Consider the following 19,237-nt stretch of genomic DNA (forward strand, 5'->3'; position numbering starts at 1 on the left):
TTTTATATATAATCAAGATGAAAACGACAATCGATTTGCCAGAGGCGTTGATAGATGAAGCAGTAAGGGTAAGCGGTTCTAAATCAAAGATAGAGGCTATTAAGCAGGCTTTGCAAGAAATGATCGAACGCAATAAACGGTTGAAATTACTTAATTTCAGAGGAAAAATAGATCTGGATATTGACTTAGATATTACCAGAAACAGAGTTTCCAATATATGATTTTGGTCGATACTTCCGTGTGGATAGACTACTTTAGAGGAGGGGAATATTCCGAAGAATTAAGTAATCTTGTTCGACTGGACGTGGTTTGTACAAACGAAATTATTCTTACAGAACTTCTCCCTGCTCTCTTACATAGAAATCAAAAAGATTTGATCGAGGCCCTGCAAGCTTTACCATGTGTGCCTTACACGGTGTTTTGGGAGGGGATTAGGTTGGTTCAAAATTTGAACATAAAAAATGGTATTAATAAAGTGGGTTTGCCGGATTTAATGATTGCTCAGCACTGTATGGATTCCAATTTAGAATTATGGAGCTTGGACAAACATTTTCAGCTGATGCGTAAGCATATTGCTCTAAAACTATTTAAAAGCTGAATGTTTTACTTAATTCCCCTTTAAAAAGTCTCCTTTTTATCGATATAAATTGTTAGATTTGTGGTCGATTTAAAGAAGAAATAAACTTTGAAATGAGTGCAACACCGATAACAAAAGAAACATACTTGGAGTGGTACAGATCCATGTACCTCATGCGTAAATTTGAAGAAAAGGCTGGCCAGCTCTACGGACAGCAAAAAATTCGCGGTTTCTGTCATTTATACATTGGTCAGGAGGCCGTCATGGCGGGTACGATATCTGCGACCAGACCCGAGGATTCGGTCATTACATCGTATCGTGACCATGCACAAGCTTTAGCCAAAGGAGTATCGGCGAATGCATGTATGGCAGAGCTGTACGGCAAAATAACAGGATGTTCGAAAGGTAAAGGTGGTTCCATGCACTTTTTCTCCAAAGAACATCGTATGATGGGAGGCCACGGTATCGTGGGTGGGCAGATACCTTTAGGAGCAGGTATTGCATTTGCAGAAAAGTATTTGGGTACGGATAATGTGAATGTGTGTTTTATGGGGGATGGAGCAGTGCGTCAGGGGTCGTTGAATGAGACCTTTAATATGGCGATGCTGTGGAAGTTGCCTGTTATATTTGTGTGTGAGAACAATGGCTATGCCATGGGAACGTCGGTAAAACGTACGACCAATATGGAGGATATCTACAAAATCGGGTTGGCGTTTGACATGCCAAGTATGCCGGTAGACGGGATGGATCCTGTTGCTGTTCATACCGCTATGGATGAAGCTGTGCAGCGTGCTCGTGCCGGTGAAGGCCCTACGTTTTTAGAAATCCGCACTTATCGTTATAAAGGGCACTCCATGTCCGATCCTGCAAAATACCGCACCAAGGAAGAGTTGGAATCATATAAAGACAGAGACCCTGTTCTGAGTACGAAGCATGCCATCCTCGAAAATAAATATGCCGATGAGGAGTGGTTCAATAAAGTAGAGTCGGAAGTCAAACAAATTGTGGATGACGCTGTTAAATTTGCAGAGGAGTCTCCATATCCAAGCGTAGAGGAATTGTACCAGGATATCTACGTACAAGAGGATTATCCATTCATTATGGATTGATTTACTTTACAGGTTAAAAACAAAAAAATAATCTACTAAAAACACATGGCTGAAGTAGTAAAAATGCCGAAAATGAGCGACACCATGACAGAAGGTGTAATCGCAAAATGGCACAAAAAAGTAGGAGATAAAGTTGATTCCGGCGACCTTTTAGCGGAAGTCGAAACAGATAAAGCAACAATGGACTTTGAGTCGTATCAGGAAGGTACCTTGTTGTATATTGGTCCGAAAGAAGGGGAAGCTGTAGCTGTGGATGCAGTTATTGCTATTTTGGGAGAGGAAGGCGAGGACTATAAAGCATTATTGGAGGAAGGTGGCTCTGACGCACCAAAACCCGAAGAAAAGGAACCGAAAGCGGATAAAAAGGAAGATGCGGCAGCAGAGTCGTCCGCTGCTCCGGTCTCCGCTGAGGATTTGGGCGTGACGGTAATCACGATGCCGCTCCTAAGTGATACGATGACAGAAGGCGTTATTGCGCAGTGGAATTTTAAAGTAGGGGATACGATTAAATCGGATGACGCGATTGCTGATGTCGAAACGGATAAAGCGACGATGGAAGTGACGGCTTATGCGGAAGGTACATTGTTATACGTTGGACTCGAAGCAGGGCAGGCGGCGAAGGTAAATGATATTATTGCTATCGTAGGCCCGGAAGGAACGGATGTGACACCTTTGTTGAATCAGAAGGCAGCAGCGCCTGCTGCGGAAGAGAAAGCAGCTGAAAAAGCGGATGCTACACCAGCTCCTGCAACACCGGATACACCGGCCGAAACATCCGAAACATCATCGGATGACTCGAGAGTGAAAGCTTCCCCGCTGGCACGTAAAATTGCCAAAGAGAAAGGTATTAATCTGAGTGATGTTCAAGGTTCTGCAGATGGCGGTCGCATCGTGAAGAAGGATGTCGAAAATTACGTTCCGAAGGCGAAAGCTGCGACAGCTTCTGATAGCGCATCATCTGCAGCTTCGGGAGCAACCACCGTTACGCTGCCGCAATATATTGGTGAAGAAAAATATACGGAAGTAAAGGTTTCGCAGATGCGGAAGACTATTGCACGGAGATTGTCCGAATCTTTGTTTACTGCACCGCATTTCTATCTGACAATCAGCATAGACATGGATAATGCCATGGCAGCACGAACACAGATCAATGAAGTAGCTCCGGTAAAAGTTTCTTTCAATGATATTGTTATCAAAGCCGTTGCTATAGCTTTGAAACAGCACCCTGCTGTTAATTCGTCATGGGAAGGAGACAAGATCAGATTTAACGAACATACCAATATCGGAGTGGCTATTGCTGTAGAAGACGGCTTACTCGTTCCGGTTGTACGTTTTGCAGATGGTAAATCCCTTTCCCACATTTCAGCAGAAGTGAAGGATTTTGCAGGTAAAGCGAAAGCGAAGAAATTACAACCATCCGATTGGGAAGGATCTACATTTACGGTTTCTAATTTGGGTATGTTTGGTATTGATGAGTTTACATCGATCATCAATTCGCCGGATGGTGCAATTTTGTCTGTTGGCGCAATCCAGCAGGTTCCGGTGGTAAAGAATGGTGCTGTTGTACCGGGCAATGTGATGAAGTTAACATTGGGCTGTGACCATCGTGTTGTCGATGGAGCTACCGGAGCTCAGTTTTTACAAACCTTAAAAGGGTTATTGGAAGCACCTATCCGCTTGTTGGCATAAATTCGTGTTATTAAGCATAAAAAAGCCACTCTATCCTGATAAAGTGGCTTTTTTTACGCGATGTTTGACTGATAAAATTCCATGACTTGTGAGATTTACGTTATTTCTTTTTGCCCCATTCTTATTTTTCCTGTTCATCGCTTGTTCTAATGCCCAGAAGAAACAGCAACAGATCGAAAAAAATCAAGCTGAATTAGACAGTATCGCTTTATTGTATAACCCGCTGGAGGCGGATGAACAAATTGATGCCTTTATGCATAATCTCCATAAACGGTCTGGCTTTAATGGAAATGTGCTCATCGCAAAGAAGGGAAAAATTATCTACCAAAATACGTTCGGATGGGCTGATTACCTGCATAAGGACAGTCTTAAGATCGACTCCCGTTTTGAATTGGCCTCTGTTTCGAAGCCTATGACCGCATTAGCTGTATTGCAGCTTGTCGATCAGGAGAAAATCCGGCTTGATCAGGAGATCGAAGAATTTTTTCCGGGCTTTCCCTATCCGGGGGTAACCGTCGAGCAGTTATTAACACACCGGTCAGGTCTACCGAACTACGTGTATTTTGCAGAAACAGTTTGGCCGGATCGAAAGAAAGGCATGACGAATAGCGATGTAGTGAAGTTGCTTATAGAGCATAAGCCCGCAAGATATGGGAAACCGGACGGTCGGTTTCTTTATAATAACTCGAACTATATGCTTCTCGCAGCTGTCGTCGAACAGGTTACCGGTTTAAGTTTTGCCGATTATATGAAGCTGCATGTGTTTAGGCCAGCGGGCATGAAGAATACAGCTATTCTTTCGAAAGCGGAGTACGATCAGATACCTACGGATGTAATAGGACATGACCGTGTATGGAGGCGTTCCGTTGTACAGAATTATCTGGATGGGCCTGTTGGTGATAAAGGGGTTTATAGTACGGTGCAGGATATGTATTTATTGGATATCGCGTTGAAAGAGGGGCGATTGTTGAAAAAAGAGCTGTTGGATTCTGCTTATATAGGGAGGAGCGATCCCAAACGTGGTCTGTTCAGCTACGGCTATGGATGGAGGACATTCTCCCCACCTCATGCACAGATTGTCTATCATACCGGATGGTGGCATGGGTTTAAGAACCTGTATGTACGCGATTTGACAGATGATATTACGATAGTGCTTCTTTCCAATATGGTTAATGGGAGTCTAAATCATCTCGATAATTTGTATAAAATTTTGGAAATGCCTATTTTGAGAAAAAATGCATACGACTCGAATGGTGGGTTTATGGACCATGAATGAGAATAATATCAATACTTACTATATGAAAAAAACCTTAATATTAGGGGCTAGTACGAACCCTGCCCGATATTCGTACCTGGTGGCAAATAAACTTGTACGAAAAGGATATCCCATCGTCAATGTGGGGAGAAAAGTAGGTGAAGTTGCGGGGGTTACCATTGAGACAGCCACGACGCTCCATGCGGATATCGATACGATTACATTATATGTGGGGCCAAAAAATCAGCCTCCTTATTATGATTATATATTGAACACTAAACCTAATCGTGTGATATTTAATCCCGGAGCCGAAAATCCAGAGCTGGCGAAAATGTTGGAAGAGCAGGGGGTTGAGGTCGTGGAAGGATGTACCTTGGTGATGTTGAATACAGGACAGTATTAAAATAATATTGTTGTTACGAAAACGTTTGTTTTCGGAATGTTTTCTAATAATAAGATCAAAGGTCCCTTTTCAATTCTTTGGAAAGGGATTTTTGGATATATTCGTTGTCAACTTATTATTATCGAATCATGAGAAAAATCCATTTCGTTTTTGTTGCTTTAGTATATAGCGCTTTTGGAACCTTGGCATTGGCACAGCATAAATTCCAGCTCTCCAAAGAATTTATCCAGGCCAATTTGGATCAAGCAGCCAAACAGATAGAAGTATTAGCGGCAGCCACGCCCAAAGATAAGTTTCCAAAAACCTTTGAAAAAAACCAGCAGAAATTTTCCAGTTCTTCCTGGTGGTGTTCCGGCTTTTATCCCGGCACATTATGGTATCTCTATGAAGGTACGCAAAAAGCAGAATTGAGGAAATTGGCAGAAGATAAATTGGTTTATCTGGAAAAAGAAAAGAATAATAAGGGGACACATGATTTGGGATTTATGTTATTCTGCAGCTTTGGAAATAGGCTTCGTCTCACCGGTAATGCGGAGTATAAGCCGGTTTTGGTGGCTGGTGCAGAGTCGCTCTCGTCGCGTTACAGTGACAAAACAAAGGCTATCCGATCGTGGGATCATAAGCCATGGCATTATCCGGTCATCATTGATAATATGATGAATTTGGAATTTTTGACACAGCTATCCAAGCTGACGGGTGATAAAAAATATTATAATATTGCCGTAACGCATGCGGAGACAACGCTGAAAAACCATTTTAGAAAGGATTATAGCTCTTATCATGTAATTGATTATGATAGCAATACCGGCAAAGTGATCGCCAAGAAGACACATCAAGGGGCTGCGGACGAATCGGCCTGGGCCCGGGGTCAGGGATGGGCATTATATGGGTACACCATGATGTACAGGGAAACTGGAAAAAAAGCATTTTTGAAGCAAGCGCGTCATATTGCAAAATTTATCCTTAATCATCCTAATCTTCCGGCAGATATGATACCGTATTGGGATTTTGATATGGATAAAATCCCGTCGACAAGCAAGATGTACGCTAATCGTACGCTGCGGGATGTATCCGCTGCTGCGCTGTATGCCTCTGCTTTACTGGAATTGGCACAGTATACAAAAGGAAAGGAGAGCCTCCGCTTTTTTTCAGCAGCAGAGACGATTATCAAGAATCTTTCGGAGCCCCCGTATAAAGCGGCTTACGGTGACAATGGAGGGTATATCTTAAAACATAGTGTCGGAGCTTTACCGCTTAATTCAGAAGTCGATGTACCGTTGACGTATGCGGACTATTATTATGTAGAGGCGTTGGTCAGGTATAAAAGATTATTGGAGGAGGAACCTGTTGTCCCCCAAAACCCATTGTAGTCATATTACCCCTTTATGTATAAACCCTGCGTAGTATTGGAAACTTACGCAGGGTTTTTTATGAGGTTGCTCGTGTTCTATCTTATTCGACCAGTACATTAAATTCAGCACCAGCGGCAAAATCCTGTCCATTCTGTGCGCTTAAGGCTGTAAAGCGAATATAACGTCCGGAGACCGGACGAGTAAAGCGGATAGTCTGTAAGTTGGTATTCTTATCAAAAGCATTTTCTATGATTGGTTTACTCCACGTCACCCCATCTTGACTGACTTGGATACGATAATCTTTGATATTACCGTTGGTTCCGTTCTGACGAGGTAGATACGAAAAGCCACTGATCTTTTTAGTCTCGCCCATATCAAAATCTACCCAGTGTGGATATTGTGCTACCGTCACCGAATACATCGTATGCCACATCGTGTTTGGATTATTATCAACAAGATGCTCTACATTGCCTTCTCCCGTTTCTTGGCTGGACACAAAAACAACCTCTAATGGCACGGTCTCTATTTTGGGGAAATCAGATATTGTTTTAAGTCTTTCATTACCCTTATACCATGCCGTAACCTTACCACCTTCACGGAGATTAAAACCTTGTCCATAGATCTTTGGCTTGCCATTGCCGACTTGGTATAGAATTACCGCATTCTTTCCCTCACTGGTAATTGTAACCTCTCCTCGGCGGTCGCGGGATATACCGAGTGGGACATCTCCTGCGACGACTACTTTGGATTGCGCTGAATAATTATAGTTTTTAACGGGGCGGATCATGAATCCAAAATTGGTCAATTTAGCCTTGACGCGATCTTGCTCCAAGGGTGGCCCTTGGCCGCAGCTATTCCCCCCTAAACCGGTCACCGCAGCATCCAAATGCACATAAGTTCCCGAACTTTTCGGTAGTTTATATGGATGACTTGCTAATGTCACTTCCAATTCGTTCCAAGGCAAAGAGGACGTTGACATCACATCTTTCGCTATAAAGATGACACCATCTCCCTGTGCATCTGTCAGGGATGCCCAACGAACTTCTTCATTGTTGCTCATACTCTGCGGATTAGTCCATGGTACGAACTGATCTTTTACTGTGCTTTTGTGTAACTCAATATTTTGTGCAGATTTACGATCTGCATAATTATTAACAGGCCCCCGGCCGTAATAGGTGTAATTTTCATATTTACTCGGCAGCTGTAGTGCATAGCCCAACCGTGCAAGAGCAAATGTTTCATCATTGGATGCTATACTTGATTCAAGCTCTATTGTTCCGTCTGCATACACCGTCCATATTTGGTGGGTGGTGAACTTGAAATCATGATTATTAAAAGGCTTATCTGTATGTTCAACTAATGTAAACTTGCCGGATGTGCCTCCAAGCAATGCAGTGCTGTTCGGAGCTTGTGATTCAACAACAAAAGAAAGTACGATCGCTCCATCAGGACGCATGTAAGTCTTATTAGATAAAGCGGTATGCTTTAGATTATGTAGGCCGTTTTCAAACCATTTCTTGTAGGCCCAATTGTCATTATCCACCGGAGCACGCAAGGCATCCAATTTCGGCCCTTCTCCTTCGCGGATAATCGTATCACTGGCATAATTTAAACTATAAATCGTCCCTCTCGCTGTATCGAACTTAACAATGAAATTGTCTCCTCGAACTATTTTTAGGTTATTCTGATCGATGATATTTATTTTATTTTTAGGTTGTATAGATGCGATAGAAGGGACTCCATTAGCTGACTTCAAGAAGATCTGTTCTTCCATCTGCACATAGCCTTTCTCTGCCCAAAGTTGGTCTTTTTTTAACAAAAATTGGACTTTCACAAAGTATTCCGATTGCGGATCCAGTGTGTTGAAATGTAATGGAATCGTCAGCACTTTCCGTTGACGGGGACCTATAGTCAAAGAATTTTCTACGAAGTTTTTGTTTTCTTTAACTGCTATACCATCCTGATAGAGAGACCATACGAGTTCATAGTCGTCCAATCCGACAAAATAATTCTTATTGAAAATTTCGATCTTACCTTGCTCTATGTCTACTGCTTTTACCGCTACATTCTGATACACCTTCTTCACCTCTTCATACTGCGGTTTGGGTTTCATATCGGCAAATATCAGCCCGTTATTAACAAATGTGCCATCATTGGGAATATCTCCAAAATCCCCGCCATATGCCAAAAATTTCTCCCCCGTATCTTTATCGTAATAATACATAGATTGGTCATGCCAATCCCAAATTGCTCCTCCCATAAAGAAATTAGTCGATTCTATCGCCTTCCAATAATCGATCAAATTGCCTGCTGCATTGCCCATAGAATGGGCATATTCTGATATATGAAAAGGATATTTCAATTTGTATGTACCTTTTACCGCATCTCTTACCCAACCTATAGATGGATACTGATTGGAGCCCATGTCTACGATACTATTATTTCTTTCGTATTGTACCGGCCTTGAGTTATCAACTTTTTTTATAGCACCATAGGCCGCTTCAAAATTTTCGCCAGGTCCTGCTTCATTACCTAATGACCAAATGACGATGGAGGGATGATTTATTGTGGCGTGAACCATCTCTAAATTCCTGGCAACATGTGCATTCCTCCACGCTGCTGCGTGTGACAACGAAGCTTCACCGTAATAGTATTCGTGACTTTCAATATTAGCTTCATCCTCCAAATAGATGCCATACTTATCACACAAATAATACCAATAGGGATCATTTGGATAATGCGAATTACGAACATGATTAATATTTGCCCTTTTCATCAATTTAATTTCTTCCTCCATTTGGTCTTGTGTGACTACTTTACCTTTCTCCGGGTTGGTCTCATGCCGATTTACACCTTTCAACTTTACGGTCTTGCCGTTGACATAAAAATACCGACCTGCTAAACCAAATTCATCGTCTTCTGCTTTTGTATCTTTAATCTCTACTTCTCTAAATCCCACATGCGTAGAAACTGTTTCTATAGTACGATTTCTATGATCTTTCAGTTCAGCGACCAACGTATAACGGTAAGGACGTTCAGCAGACCACTTATTCGGATGATTGACTTTTAAAGTGCTTTTTACAGTGCTGCTGTGGAGTGCATCGAGTTCGACGGATGTAGGTGAAACCGAGAGGGGCTCAACGAGGCTGTTGTCATCAGCATACAGTGTATTGGCATACAGGCTATAATGGATTTTATGGGCTTTGATAGATCTTTTGGTCAGATTGAAAATATCGGTTGAGATCGTTAGCGTACCATTTTTGTAGTTCTCATCTAAATCAGAAATTACACGTAAATCCCTGATCTGAACTTGAGGTTTTGACGTTAAGGATACATTTCGAAAAATACCGGGTAACCTGAACATATCCTGCACCTCAATAAACGATGCATCTGAATTACGATATACCTCTACTGCTACGGTGTTCTCCTTGCTTTTGTTTAGATACGCGGTAATATTAAATGAAGCAAGGTTACGTGAGTTTTTCGAAAATCCTACGTATTTTCCATTAATCCATAAATAAAAAAATGAGTCTACACCATCAAAATTAATATATACTTCTCGACCATCCCATTGATTCGGTACGGTAAAATTGCGCCGATATGAACCAACCTCATTTCGATAGATATAGGTGGTCCAATTCTGAGGGGGTGTGCGCATCACTCCTCCTTTCCAGTCATTTACTTTGACTTGATGCTGAAAAATAACTTTTTGATTGACATAAATCGGTACTCCATATTTTAGTATACCATTTTTTTGAATACCATATATATTCCAGCTCATTGGCACTGGCACATCATCCCATTGGGATACGTCGAATGTTGTTTTATAAAAATTCTTAGGACGATCATCGGGGGTTTTTACCCAATGAAACTTCCAAGTCCCATTTAAAGACCGCCAGTATGGGCTATGTGCCGGTAATACCTGACGTGCGTCTTCTCTATTTTGGAATGAAAAGAAATAAGCATGAGGCAATTCTTTATTGAGCGAAAGTGCTTCAGGCGTTTCCCACTCCTTACCAGAAGGAGCATTCATTCTGCCATAACTGAATCCCTCGATGGAGGGATACGAAGACTTTAAGGAAGATTGCGCCTGAACAGTAAAAGTGATAAAAATAATAACGTATAGAAAACAAATAGTTTTGAAGAGATTTTTCATAAAATGAAACTGATGTAAATGTATAAGGGTATCATAAAACATTGAGATAAACGTTAGTGAGGGTTTATGGGGTACTCCGAAGGATTGACTCCGAAGAGCTTTTTGAATTCCCTACTAAAGTATTTTCTGTCTGAAAATCCCACAGCATAAGCGACTTCACTTATATTCTTATTCGTATTTAAAAGTGTTACTGCTTTTTTTAGGCGGTATTGTTTAATAAAATTATTAACCGAGAGACCTGTGACTGCCTTCAGCTTTTTGTAGAGGATAGGTGGGCTCATACCTATTTCTTTGGATATAAACTCTACATTAAACTCATTGTTCAGAAGATTACGGTCGATGATTTTCTCCAGACTTCGTAAAAAGTTCTGATCGATGTCCGATTGTACGGAGAGGTCCCGAATATTAAACTCCTTCCGTTTGTTCGAGGCCAGTTCCAATAGATTTTTGACCGTTAGAAGCAAAACACTGGTGTTAAATGGCTTTTGTAGATACACATTGGCGCCATATTTTAAGCCCGATATATGCGAAGTCTCGTTGGTATCTGCGGTCAATAAAATAAGCGGTATATGTGTAGTCAATATATTTGATTTTATCTTTTCACACATGTCGATACCGTTCATCTTAGGCATCATGACGTCCGAGACAATAATGTCCGGAAGGTATTTTGAAGCCATCAATAATCCTTCTTCCCCATCATAAGCTTTAAGGACATGATAGTGATCCATGAAGAGATTGGCAATTGTTTCAGACAATTCGTGATTATCCTCGACTAAAAGGAGCGTTTCTTTGTCCAGTTTATTCATGGCGAGCACAGGATCGGTATAATCCTCCTCGTTCCCATCATAAGGGATGGAGATTTGGTTGGAAAAGTATTTTACTGGAATTCTAATCGTGAAAACCGTAAATTCTTGCTCTTCGATGAGTTGTGCTGTACAGCTGATCTCTCCTTTATGTTGTTCGACAACCTTTTTGGTTAGGGCCAGGCCTATTCCGGTGCCGATAGTATCCTGAGCTTTCGGATCACGGTAATATTCTTCGAAGATTTTGAATTGATTTTTATCGGATATGCCTATCCCATTGTCAGCGATTCGTATCGTATAGTAGCCATCTTCTGTCCTTGCCTCCAGAAAGACAGTTCCCCCATCGTGGCTATATTTCACGGCATTCGACAGAAGATTGAAGAGCGCTTTGTCAAATTGTTTGGTATCCAATAGAATACTGCCGATGTCTTCGATCTGTTTGATATAAAAGTGTAGATGTTTTGTAACTGCGAGATCACTGAAGAGATAAAAGAAGTCCTCTAAATAAGTTTTGATCTGAACAGGTCGCAATATTAAAACTTCTTTTCCGTCATCTATCTTCTTGAACTCCAATAATTCATTGACGATACCGAGGAGCTTGTCCGCATTGTTTTTTAAACGCTTTGCCTTCGCCTGGATAACCGGCATATCTTGGGTCGAATGGATGATGTCCTCTATCGGAACAGTGATAAGCGTGAGCGGAGTGCGTATCTCGTGTGAGATCTGCGTAAAGAATTTTATCTTTTTTTCATGCTCCTTATCCGAATTGATCAACAGTTGTCGTTCGACAATAAACTTAATCATAAAGTGGAGAATAGCGGCTGCGATCAGGATATATAATACATATGCCCACCACGTTCGCCAAAGTGGGGGCGCGATGTTTATCGCTATTCCCATGGGTACTTCATTCCACACATCGTCATTATTACTGACCATCATCCACAAGGTGTACTTACCAGGAGCAATATTCATATATCGGGCTACAGGATACGGACTTCTTTTCCAATCTTTGTCAAAACCTTCCAATTTATACTTGTATTTGTTTTTTTGAGGTTTAATAAAATTAGAGGAAGCAAATTCTATCGTAAAGTAATTTTGATCATAGGACAGGTCGATATGGTACGGAATATCGGTGTCGCGTTCCTGTTGCTCTAACAGGACCTCCTTATCAAAAACAGAGAATTTAGAGAACAGTACCATAGGCGCTTGATTGTTGAATTTGAGCGTTTGCGGATTGAATGTATTGAGCCCTTTAAGAGACGTCAGGTAGATATGATCATCATCATTGACATAAAATCGTGAGTCTTGGAGAAAATTAGTGGTTAGACCGTCTTCCACTGTCAATACATGAAGTTTCTTTGTGCTGATGCTGTAGCGCAAAAGTCCATTGTCACTGCATATCCAGAGGGTGTTGTTCAGATGCAGGGTACGTCCAAATTTAAATAGTGAATTCTCATAGATCAATACGGCATCTGTGCCATTGAGGACATAGATATGATGGTCTGTGGATAGCCACAGATCCCCATTGGTGTCGGTTGATAGATAGCGTATAGGCTCCTTTAACCCTTTGATATGCAATGGTTCAAATTTTTGCTCTGTGTATTTTTTAAATAGCAGATCACCCCTCCATAATGTGAATAGGCCGTCCACACCATTGTCACAGATTTGTCCTATCAAAGAGTTGGTTTCCTTTAAAAGCGCTGCGTTTTGTCCGTCCCATTGAAATATCCCGTTGTCCGTTCCCAAGAATATGTGGCCACTGGGATCTGCCGTTAGGGTATTAATATTATTGGCCCGTGAGTTAGAATGTCCGGGCAAGATGCCGTTTCGGATGTTATAAGTCCGAAGATCGAGAATGCTGAGCCCACCATTATGTTGGCCGATATACAATTTGTTGTCCTGCAATAGTAGAGCTTTGACCAGATTGGAAGGCGTCGGAATGTTTTGTGTTTTTCCAGATGCCTTGTCAATGATCTGCAGGCCCGACTCCTCTGTTCCCACGTAGAGTCTATCCTTGTCTTCTACGATCGAACTGACAATGTCCGACCGTAATCTATAGGTCGAAGTCAATTCCCCGGTCAGGGTACGAATGGGAAAAGGATTGGGATAGATCGCATTGATCCCTCCGAAATATGTACCTATCCATACGATGTTCTGATTATCCTGATAGATGTCGTAAATAGAATTTTGAGACAAGGACCAAGGTATATTCGTCTCATGTGTGAAATTCGTCATGTGGCCATTCAACGAGATCGTCGTTAATCCTTTCAATGTACCGACAAAGATCGTGTTGTTTGCTTTGGTGATTTTTCGAATATTATTGCTCAGAAGTGTCGAGGTATTCTCATTTATCTGTTTTAGATATTGATTGTTGTGGTAGACAAATATCCCGTTGCTGTGGGTGCCTATCCAAGTTTCTCCTTCCTGCGTATATATAGTAGTGATAAAATCATGAGGGAGTGGCAATGAAATCTCCAGTTGAGGCTCTTGATCGCCTGATTGTCTATATATTTGTTTACCGATGGCATAAAGGATAGTATTCTCATCGACCAGCGTGACCGTTTGCGTATTTTGATCCGTAATTCGTTTTTCAATACGGTATTTCTTCTGCTTGCTGTCGAACGTGATGAGGTAGAGTCCTTCCGAAGAAGCTACAAAAGTCTTTCCCTTACTCACCTTGATATCGTTGACCTGCCTATTGATTAGACTCTGGTTTTTCGAAACAATGTATTTCTGCGACGAAACATTGTATATCAACAGACTGTATGCGGTACCCAAGAAGATGTTGTTATGTTCGTCTATAGCAATTTTGTTTAAATACTCTCCGGCTGTGAATGTGCTGTCGTTTTCAAATATATTCTTTATACTGCGTGAGTCGTATACATACAATTTTTCTTTACCGCCAAACCAGAGCCGACCCTCCTTGTCCTGAGCTATGCTGAGGATGCTTTGATTGTCCAGTAGATCTTTGTTCTGCAAATGATGGAATTTGAGATTTTGACCAATGCAGATGCCACACGACCAGAAGGAGAGAACTCCTGTCAGGAGAGAAATAACAATAGCACTTTTAAGAGGATTCATGAGCATAATAGGCTGTCTGTTTCGACAATTTACGTGTCGTATATGTAAAAATATGCTTTTTTGAATAGATTATCGATCATAACAGACCTCAGTCTCATTTATTTAAGATTTTACCCCTATATGTTTAAGATTTTACCCCTCGAGGGTAGAAATTTTAATCGTTATTTGTGCTATCCAAAGTTGTCGAATATTAGTGTCACAGTAAAACTTCGATATACTTTGAAGATACCTAAAATGTGAGATGGCCTAAAAAATGACAGTCTATAGCCACCTTGATTTGATAAAAAGAGAATGCAAATAATACCTATTTATTAATACTTGAAATAGAATGAAATTAATCTGTACTTCATTAAGGTCTGTTTCCGCAGTTGCCCTCTATATGCTACTATCTTTGTCGGTTACTGCCGCGGGAGTGTCACATGCGGGCACCTTGGGGCAACAAGATACCGTCAAGCTGTCTTTAGAGGATTCGTTGAAGATTGCATCCAAGCTTAATTCACCCTATGCGAATTTAGGTTCTTACGATACGGTCCGTATTGATCAGGTCGACAAGTTACCTTTGATTTCTTTGCAACAAATGTTAAAAGGAAAGTCCAATAGCCTGTATGTACAGGAGAGCAATGGGGAACCCGGCGTAGAGCAGTTGATGTATTTGAGAGGGTTGAGTTTTCCAATTTTGAATGCAAGTACAGGAGACGATTTGCAGCCTCAGGTCTATATCAATGGTGTGCCTGTGACGACGGTCAACCCATTTGTGTATGATGTACAACAGTTCAAAAGCACCAAGATTGGCCCTGCAACGAATGTATTTGCCGGGATCAATATCAACAATATCGAGCGTATAGAAGTGATAAAAGATCCGTTGAACTTGGCGAAGCTGGGACCCTATGCCTCCAATGGTGCAATATGGATAAAGACCAAAGGAGCCAAAGCAGGGCGTAATGATATCACGGTCAATGCCTACACTGGAATAGGAGCCAAGCCAGCAATCATTCCAACCAACGCCTATTATGAAAACCTGTTTAGACAACAATTTTATGATAAGTATGCCGATTTGGATCAAAGATTGAAATACCCTTCCTTTTTGGCCGATTCGACCAATACCCATTACTATGGCCCATCCGACTGGTCGGACAGGTACTACCACGCTGCTCCCTTATACAACGTAGATTTTGGGTTGTCGGGAGGTTCTGAGCGTGCCAATTTTAGATTCTTTGGGGGCCATACCCGTAATTCTAATCCCGCAGATGCCACAAACCTCAAAGCCTATAATGCCAGCTTTGCGATCAATATGGCTCCTTTTACCTGGTGGACAGTCTCCGGGATGATCAATGGCAAATTGACCGACCGTGGTCGCAACAAAAACATGCGGGATAGACTGGAAGAGATGCGTTACTTGCCAGATCTCAGTGTTCCTATCCCTCCTAATGGAGCGGTTTATCAAAACTTGCTGGATGAATATAAAAAATCCATAGATGATAATTTATCTACCGTTATCCAGGGAGACATTCTGTTCACATTAAACCATGCCGGTTATTTTTTAAATTCAAGATTGTCCTATGATTATAGCGAAGGCAGGAGAGATCTCTTTTATCCTTCTACGATGTTGGAAGGAAATAATTACGCATCCCGTTACTTTGGATACAGCGAGCGTGTATATTTCAATAACTTTTTGAAAAGGAATTTTGAGCTTTCACATAACTCAGCTCTGGATGTTGAAGTCGGACAGACACTATCCTTTGATGTGTACAAATACAACTACTCATATGGATACAGAGGGCCAAGTGATTTTATCAAAGTTTTTGTCGTGAGTGGTAAAACCTCTGATGCCAATTATCTTAAACCCATATCCGGAGAAATCTACCGCAATACCGACAAAGAACGCATACGGATAGCTTCTTATTATAGTCATATCGGCTATACACTCGAGGCCTTGAAAGTCGATGCGCTGTTGCGTTATGACGGTGCTTCCAATATACAGCCGGACAGCCGCTGGATATTTTCACCGGCCTTCAAAGCTGGATATACCTTTATAGACCAGGGCGATCAGTTATTCAACCATTTGAAGTTGAGTGCTTCCTGGAGCCAGTTTGGCAAATCCTTGCTGGACGACCGTTTTAGCAGAGGACCTCAATATCGCGTTGACATTGGTTGGGACAACGAAGTCAATATCCCTTCTTTTAATGGCTTTGCAGTTATCTCACGACCCTATTCACAAGGCTGGGTGGGGTATGATGTCAAATGGCCTATTACCCGGCAGGCCGATGTGACCTTGAGTACGGCCTTGGGACAGGATCGGGTCCAATTGGATCTGAGTATCTTCCAAAAAGACGACATCGATCAGATACTTAGCGTGCCCATAGCTTCAGAGTTTGGGTATGTGGGCGCGTATGCCAATGGTCTGAATGTGAGAAACAGAGGTGTAGAGCTGGGGCTTGGTGCTCGTGTACTGAAAGATACCAAATTGGGGTGGAATACACATCTTAACCTCAACCATACCGTCAATAAACTCACCGCACTACCTAAAGGGAATGATCAGCTGATCTTGGGAGACCGTGTGCTGAAGGTAGGCGACCGTATCGATAACTTTTGGATCTTAGAAGGATCAGGAGCATATGAGTATCTCTCGGAAGTACCGCTGATGGACGGACAGCGCCTGACGGCAGACGGTATAGCCTTGGGAGTAGGCGATCCAAAATGGATCGACCAGAACAACGATGGTAGAATAGATCAGAAGGACCGTGTACTCAAAGGACAGCGTATGCCCAAACTATTTGGCTCTTTCAACAACAACTTTTCATACAAAAACTTCTCCCTGAATGTAGACCTCTACTTTGCATTAGGCCATTCGGCACTCAATCAGCGTTCGGCTAATGTATACGATTTTATCAATCTGGAGAATAGAAATGACATCAACTCGGTACGAGAGATTTTCTTTTGGCAGCAGGATGTCGATATCAGCAGATACCCGGTCTACAACCCTTGGAGCGGCACGAATCCTTATCGGCTACAGCAGGATTTTTTTCTGGAGCGGCTCGACTACATGAAATTACGTTCCTTGACGCTGGCTTATAACTTTCCGGTAGGCCATGCGACAGATGGCATATTCAATAAATTCACCCGTGTGACCGTCTATGCTACAGGCAACAACCTGTACACCTGGACCAAATTTTCGGGTACCGACCCCGAGCTAATTACGTCGATGAGTAACTATTCAGGGTATGCTTTGCCGATGGTCAAGTCGTTTACCCTAGGATTTCAATTAGGTTTATAATATTACATACTATGAAGTTGTCAAGATATATATTACACCTGCTATTATTAGCCATTTCGTATCAAAGTCTGGTGTCCTGTAACAAGACATTAGACGTACCTTCGGAGCGTTTCTCTCCGGAAGAAAACCACTGGCGGACGATTCAGGACTCGCGGGCAGGACTATTGGGCATTTATTCGTTAATGCGTACAGCTACTACCGCCAATAATGCACATTGGATGTACGGAGACCTGCGTCAGGGAGATTTTACTTCCTTCAATCGGAAAGATCTGGAAGCGATCATTCACGGGAATCTCAATTCGTCCTTCGACCTGTTGCAGCGGCTGTCCGACTGGCGCAGGTTTTATGCGGTGATCAACGCAGCCAATCTATTTTTGGAAAAAGTACCTCAAGTGCTGGAGTCCGATAGATTGTACACCGAGGAAAATATGATCTTGGATAGAGCGCAGGCCCGTGTTCTTCGCGCTTTCGCTTATTATTATGCCATGCGTATCTGGGGAGATGTGCCTCTTATCATACGTTCGCACGATAATGGTTCTTTTCCACAGATTGAAACCACAGATCAGCGAGTTGTCCTAGACTTCCTGATCCAGGATATAGAGAGCGTGTTGGATCAGCTTCCTTATCGTTATGGTGTATCACCTGTGTCTTATTATGGTTATTTTGATGCGCAGCGTTGGACCGGTGTACTCATGAACAAAGTGTCAGCCTATGCCCTCTTGGCTCATATGTCTGCTCTCAAGGAAGATTACTTGTCTGTAGAGCGCTATACACGTCTGCTTTTCAATGATTATTCCAAGCTGGCCAACGGAATAGACTACCTGTCTACAGGGACCTTGACAGCTGCTGGTCAGAATAGTTTCTTCTCCGGTACGAGGGTCGGACACCTGATCGGTTTTGGCTTTAGTTATGACTTTGGAGAAGCAACGACAGACGGCCATATCGAGAGTTTGACGTTGGCCTCGCCGATTATTTCCAAAACCTCACCGGATATCTATGTGGACAAGGACGCCATCAATATGATTTTTGACGAGCCGGGTGACGTGCGGTATGGTGTGGATACCCTGACGGGAGAACTTCGGACAGCCTACTTTGTCAACGTCAATGGCGAGACTCCTGTATTCAGTAAGATCAAAGCCCTTGTGGTCGATGATGGAACCTATGCGAAATACTCGTCGGCCATGGTGTTTACCCGTTTGGAGGAGATGGCCCTATTGCGTGCGGAAGCACTTGCTGTCCTCAAGCGGGGAGATGATGCTGTGGCAATGTTGAACAATATACGTAGTCGCCGTGGGTTGAGGTTATACAATGGCCCAGGCAAGACGGATGATGAGATCTTGGATGCGATTTTCGGAGAGAGACGCCGAGAGCTGATGGGCGAAGGTTGGAGATGGTACGATCTGGTACGTTATCACAAGATTAAGAAAGATGATGCAGCCTTCAACGATCTGATTGCGAATGGTGGTATATACTGGCCGATAGCACAAAGCGTGTTGGATAATAACAAGAGTTTGAAACAGAACCCCTATTGGGATTAA

At 42.3% G+C, this 19,237-nt stretch carries 11 protein-coding genes; 9 read left to right on the forward strand and 2 right to left on the reverse strand.

Annotated features, from left to right (window positions below; all coding sequences use genetic code 11):
* Positions 1-17 precede the first annotated feature (17 nt).
* From G5B30_RS11315 to G5B30_RS11345, 7 genes are all read left to right on the forward strand, one after another.
* On the forward strand, positions 18-221 hold the full coding sequence (locus G5B30_RS11315) for a type II toxin-antitoxin system VapB family antitoxin (RefSeq protein ID WP_165320103.1): 204 nt from the start codon (positions 18-20) through the stop codon (positions 219-221).
* A complete protein-coding gene (locus tag G5B30_RS11320) occupies positions 218-598 on the forward strand; it encodes a PIN domain-containing protein (RefSeq protein WP_165320104.1) in 381 nt (126 codons plus the stop codon). The genes G5B30_RS11315 and G5B30_RS11320 overlap by 4 nt, the downstream gene beginning before the upstream one ends.
* A gap of 92 nt (positions 599-690) precedes the next feature.
* Positions 691-1,686, forward strand: a complete 996-nt coding sequence (gene pdhA / locus G5B30_RS11325; protein WP_165320105.1) for a pyruvate dehydrogenase (acetyl-transferring) E1 component subunit alpha — start codon at positions 691-693, stop codon at positions 1,684-1,686.
* A 45-nt stretch (positions 1,687-1,731) separates the two neighbouring features.
* Positions 1,732-3,375, forward strand: coding sequence for a dihydrolipoamide acetyltransferase family protein (locus tag G5B30_RS11330; RefSeq protein ID WP_165320106.1), 1,644 nt, complete (start codon positions 1,732-1,734; stop codon positions 3,373-3,375).
* An 88-nt stretch (positions 3,376-3,463) separates the two neighbouring features.
* Entirely contained in the window at positions 3,464-4,651 is a 1,188-nt protein-coding gene (locus G5B30_RS11335; protein WP_165320107.1) for a serine hydrolase domain-containing protein, read from the forward strand.
* Positions 4,652-4,673: 22 nt separating this feature from the next.
* Positions 4,674-5,033 (forward strand): CoA-binding protein, encoded by a 360-nt coding sequence (locus G5B30_RS11340; protein WP_165320108.1) that lies wholly within the window; start codon positions 4,674-4,676, stop codon positions 5,031-5,033.
* 128 nt (positions 5,034-5,161) lie between these two features.
* A complete protein-coding gene (locus tag G5B30_RS11345) occupies positions 5,162-6,403 on the forward strand; it encodes a glycoside hydrolase family 88 protein (protein WP_165320109.1) in 1,242 nt (413 codons plus the stop codon).
* Between the two features lie 82 nt (positions 6,404-6,485).
* On the opposite strand, the gene G5B30_RS11350 is transcribed toward G5B30_RS11345, so the two are convergent.
* Both G5B30_RS11350 and G5B30_RS11355 read right to left on the reverse strand, forming a co-directional pair.
* Positions 6,486-10,541 (reverse strand): glycoside hydrolase family 2 TIM barrel-domain containing protein, encoded by a 4,056-nt coding sequence (locus G5B30_RS11350; RefSeq protein ID WP_165320110.1) that lies wholly within the window; start codon positions 10,539-10,541, stop codon positions 6,486-6,488.
* 53 nt (positions 10,542-10,594) lie between these two features.
* The gene (locus tag G5B30_RS11355) at positions 10,595-14,425 is read right to left on the reverse strand and encodes a hybrid sensor histidine kinase/response regulator transcription factor (RefSeq protein ID WP_165320111.1); all 3,831 of its coding nucleotides are present in this window, start codon (positions 14,423-14,425) and stop codon (positions 10,595-10,597) included.
* A 328-nt stretch (positions 14,426-14,753) separates the two neighbouring features.
* On the opposite strand from G5B30_RS11355, the gene G5B30_RS11360 reads away from it, so the two are divergent.
* The gene (locus G5B30_RS11360; protein ID WP_165320112.1) at positions 14,754-17,699 is read left to right on the forward strand and encodes a TonB-dependent receptor plug domain-containing protein; all 2,946 of its coding nucleotides are present in this window, start codon (positions 14,754-14,756) and stop codon (positions 17,697-17,699) included.
* Positions 17,700-17,710: 11 nt separating this feature from the next.
* Positions 17,711-19,237: a RagB/SusD family nutrient uptake outer membrane protein gene (locus tag G5B30_RS11365; protein WP_165320113.1), complete on the forward strand. Its 1,527-nt coding sequence runs from the start codon at positions 17,711-17,713 to the stop codon at positions 19,235-19,237.

It is taken from the genome of Sphingobacterium sp. SGG-5 (assembly GCF_011043525.1).
GTDB lineage: Bacteria > Bacteroidota > Bacteroidia > Sphingobacteriales > Sphingobacteriaceae > Sphingobacterium.